At 36.4% G+C, this 4,207-nt stretch carries 4 protein-coding genes; all 4 read right to left on the bottom strand.

Features of this window, described 5'->3' with window-relative positions; translation table 11 throughout:
• Positions 1-43: 43 nt before the first annotated feature.
• Positions 44-940: a CobW family GTP-binding protein gene (locus AC1DOS_RS18415; RefSeq protein ID WP_477538674.1), complete on the bottom strand. Its 897-nt coding sequence runs from the start codon at positions 938-940 to the stop codon at positions 44-46.
• 56 nt (positions 941-996) lie between these two features.
• Positions 997-2,493, bottom strand: coding sequence for a lmo1851 family serine protease (locus AC1DOS_RS18420; protein WP_108585795.1), 1,497 nt, complete (start codon positions 2,491-2,493; stop codon positions 997-999).
• A 133-nt stretch (positions 2,494-2,626) separates the two neighbouring features.
• Positions 2,627-3,331: a purine-nucleoside phosphorylase gene (gene deoD / locus AC1DOS_RS18425; RefSeq protein ID WP_108585796.1), complete on the bottom strand. Its 705-nt coding sequence runs from the start codon at positions 3,329-3,331 to the stop codon at positions 2,627-2,629.
• A gap of 68 nt (positions 3,332-3,399) precedes the next feature.
• Positions 3,400-4,170, bottom strand: coding sequence for a sporulation protein (locus AC1DOS_RS18430; protein WP_477538675.1), 771 nt, complete (start codon positions 4,168-4,170; stop codon positions 3,400-3,402).
• Positions 4,171-4,207 lie beyond the last annotated feature (37 nt).

Consider the following 4,207-nt stretch of genomic DNA (forward strand, 5'->3'; position numbering starts at 1 on the left):
GAAATAGGGTTTGATATGCTTGAATGATTTCATTCATAAGTAATCACTCACTTCCGGGAATATTTAGATGCGCGAGTTGTTCTCCAATGATTACAATAGTTGGCTCCATCTTCACATATTMAGGTAGCCATTGGACCATCCCATATGAATATTGAAAAAGCATTGGATTTTTAATTCCATTAATAGGGACATAGCCTTTCATTCTATAGATAGAAGTTGGTAATGTACGTAACCACTCTTCAAAAGCGTCCTTATCGACAGCATGCTTAAATGAAACCAATCGTGTTGATAATGCAAGTTCTTGTCCTATTCTAGCTTGGGTAACGTCCTTCTCACTAACTGTACCTGCCAACCTCTCTAAAATAGATAAAGGGCATTTACCATGTGAAGTTTGAATTAATGTAGCTGATGGATTAAAACTTTGTAATTCAAAAGTTACCTTTGCTTGTTGTGCTTCAGATAATAAATCCATTTTATTTGCTAATAATAGATGGGCATGACGAATTTGTTCTAAAAATAGAGAGCGCATTTGTGGCGGCAGTAAGTGTCTATCAAGCCACCTAATGCTATCTACGACCGTCACGATCCCTTTTACATTCAGTTGCTTTGCAAACAATGGGGAATAGACAGCGTCTAATGCTTCGACTGGGTGAGCTGCACCTGTCGTTTCAATAATGAGTACATCAAAATTTTCACCAGTTAATAAAGTTTGAAGCTGTGCTTCGGTTTTCTCAGAACCGGAACAACAGATACAGCCTTCTAACATTTCTTTTAAAGGTATATCTTCCTCAACAGCTTGTGAATCAAATGGAAGTTTCCCCAACTCATTCATTAGTACAGCAGGTTTTAATCCTTTTTCTTTTAATTGACGGATCGTATCAGTTAGTAAAGATGTCTTCCCGCTTCCTAAAAAGCCACTAAATAAATAAACATCCTTCAAATTAATCATCCTTTCTTATGAAAAAAGCCGGCCTCAACTTGCAGGCCAGCTTTTGTTTATTTTGCTAAGTCTTTTAATAATAGTTCTTTAGCTTTTAATAACTGTGGATCATCTTTTTCAATTTTCAAGCGTAAGCGGTCCATTAAAGCGTAAGTCGTCTCCCCAGTTAAAATACCTGTTTCCTTGAGTTTCGCTTCTTTTTGCAATTGCTTAACTGCAGCTTCTGTTTGATCATCGAATAATCCATCCACTTTACCACTATCTATGCCAATAGCGGTAAGCATCTCTTCTGAAGCTTTAACTTGATCTGATAAGACGCCATTTTTAATTTCGATTGATGCATCCAAATATGGCAATTTCGAGTATGTGGGATAGTCCACTTTCACATCCGGAGCTATTCCTTTTTCATGAATCCAGTTGCCATCAGGTGTTAACCATTTAGCAGTTGTGAATTTCATATTCGATCCATCTTTTAATTCATTTGCTGTTTGTACGGTCCCTTTACCAAATGAATTCAATCCGACAAGTTGTGTTCCAGCAGATTCACTCATAGCAGCTGCTAAAATTTCTGAAGCAGAAGCACTTCCTTCATCAATTAATAATGAGACTGGAACTTTTAATTTCTTTCCATCGGTAGCTAAGAAAATTTCTGCTTTTTTGCCTTTTTCTTGAGTTTGGAACAAAGGTTTACCTTCTTCAACAAACAAATTAGAAATATCGATGGCTGATGTTAATAGTCCACCTGGATTTTGTCTTACGTCGAGAACCAACGCTTTCATTCCGGCTTCTTCCATATCAGTAAGAGCTGCCAGTAATTCATCGTATGTGTTTTGTGAGAAACTTGTAATTTGAATATGCGCTACCTTGTCATCGAGTATTTTAGCATAAACAGTTTCTATTGGTATTTCATCACGGACAATTTTAATTTCTAATGGCTCAGTCATTTCACCACGTTGRATGGTTAAGGTGACTTCCGTTCCTTTTTTACCACGAATTAACAATACAGCTTCTGATGCACCCATACCTTGAATGTTTTTACCATCGACAGCGATAATATTGTCATTTGTCAAAATCCCCGCTTTTTCAGCTGGTGAGTTTTTAATAGGTGACACAACTGAAATCATTCCATTACGTTCTCGTATTTCAGCACCAATCCCTTGGAAACTTGAAGAGATACTTTCTTCAAATTGGGCAGCTTCATCCTGATTCATGTAATCCGAATAAGGATCTTCCAAAGCATCAATCATCCCATTGATTGCACCATTCACTAATGAATCTTGATCAATATCTGCGTAGTATCCAGCATTCAACTTGTCATATGCTTGGTACAGCTTTTGAAACTCTCGTCTTTCTTGAGAACCTACTTCAACTACTTTATCTTCGCCAAAAGTTAAAGCAAAAATCGTTAGCCCTGCGGTACTTAAGATTAAAGTAAAAATAAGCATGATAAAGAAGAAAGGCTTCAACCGAATATATTTCCCTGCTGGTCCATTATGTTGAACTGGGTCTGACTGATTTACTTGTTGTTCAGGATCTTTTTTCTGTTCATCCATATCATTCACCACTTTCAATTCGAAAACATTAGAAAATATGCTTCACTATTTATGTATATTTTATCCCTTAAAACTGTTAAACGGAAAGAAAAAGGCTGTCAGAAAACAGATGACAGCCTTTACTTATTACTGATTAATCTTGAATCGCAGCGTCTAATGCTACTACAATCATATCGTTAAATGTTAATTGACGTTCTTCTGAAGTTGTCACTTCACCAGTCAATAAGTGATCACTTACAGTTAAAATTGAAAGTGCTTGGCGACCGAACTTAGCTGCTAAAGTATAAAGTGCTGAAGACTCCATTTCAAGCGCTAAGATACCGTATTGAGCCCATTTTTCATGCTCTGCATGCTCATTGTAGAATACGTCTTCTGTAAATACATTTCCTACTTTAAGATTTAAGCCTTTTTCAATTCCTGCATTATACGCTTTTAATAACAGGTCAAAATTAGCTGTTGGTGCAAAGTTAATACCATTGAAAATGATTTCATTCATTTTCGAATCAGTTGAAGCACTTTGAGCAATAATTACGTCGCGAAGTTTTACATCTTTGTGAATTGAGCCACATGTACCCACGCGAATTAATTTTTGAACATCATATTCTGCCATTAATTCAGTTACGTAAATAGAGATAGATGGAACTCCCATTCCTGTTCCTTGAACAGAAATACGCTTGCCTTTGTAAGTTCCTGTGTATCCAAACATGTTACGAACTTCATTGTATTGAACCACGTCTTCTAAAAACGTTTCTGCGATGTATTTTGCACGCAAAGGATCTCCTGGTAGTAAAATCGTATCGGCGATATCGCCTTTTTTTGCATTAATATGAACACTCATTTTTTTACCCTCACTTTATTAACATTTCCGTACTATCATACTGTTTTTTAAGAGGAGATGCAAATGTGTTATGCATATCGCGCAATTTCTTGACGTATTTTTGACTCAAGTGTAGATAGATCAGAATTTGACAACGTTAAACGTATATACGATTCGTCCATATTTAATGCCTCTGAAAATAAACTTCCTAACCCTCGTACCCGACGATCTACTTGAATCAGGAGTTCCACTTCATCTAATCCTTTAGGAATGAATGACAATTCAATTTCGTCAAATTTCCCTCTAAACGGTCCGCTTGTCGCTATAAATTCATATTCCTGAACAAATTTAGTAATTCCTCGGTACGCACGAGGTGCTTCTTCACAATCAACTTTACGTAATTTTAATCCTAAATTCTGAGCAGCTTGCAACCCTGCTGATATAAATGCATTGGGTCTAATTTCAATCATGTCTTTATCTCCAGGGTCTACAGCATTTTTGATATCTAGACCAGTTTGAAGCCACACACGTGTTTTCCCCATCGTTACTGGTGTATTTAGTGGCAGATTAAAAGAAAAAGTAAATTCTTTTTTCTCTTGTTCACCAATCGTAAACGGTTCAGTAATTTTATGTGTATAAATCGCAATTGAATCCGTATACTTTTTGTCATTCGCTTCTCGCTCAAAGGTTGTATAAACCTTGATATAAATTGAGTCAACTGATTGTGAAGTGTTACCTCCAACTACCTCAGTCACGCCAGAAATCATTTCTCCCACCATAAAAGTTGAATCGCTTAATTTGGTATCTACTTTTGCATTTCCAATCCCAACAGATGCTAAAACTTTATTGAAAATCGACATTTATATTCCTCCTTAAATAGTTCTACCTATTCTACTG

This window comes from Paenisporosarcina sp. P5_A11 (genome assembly GCF_056400705.1).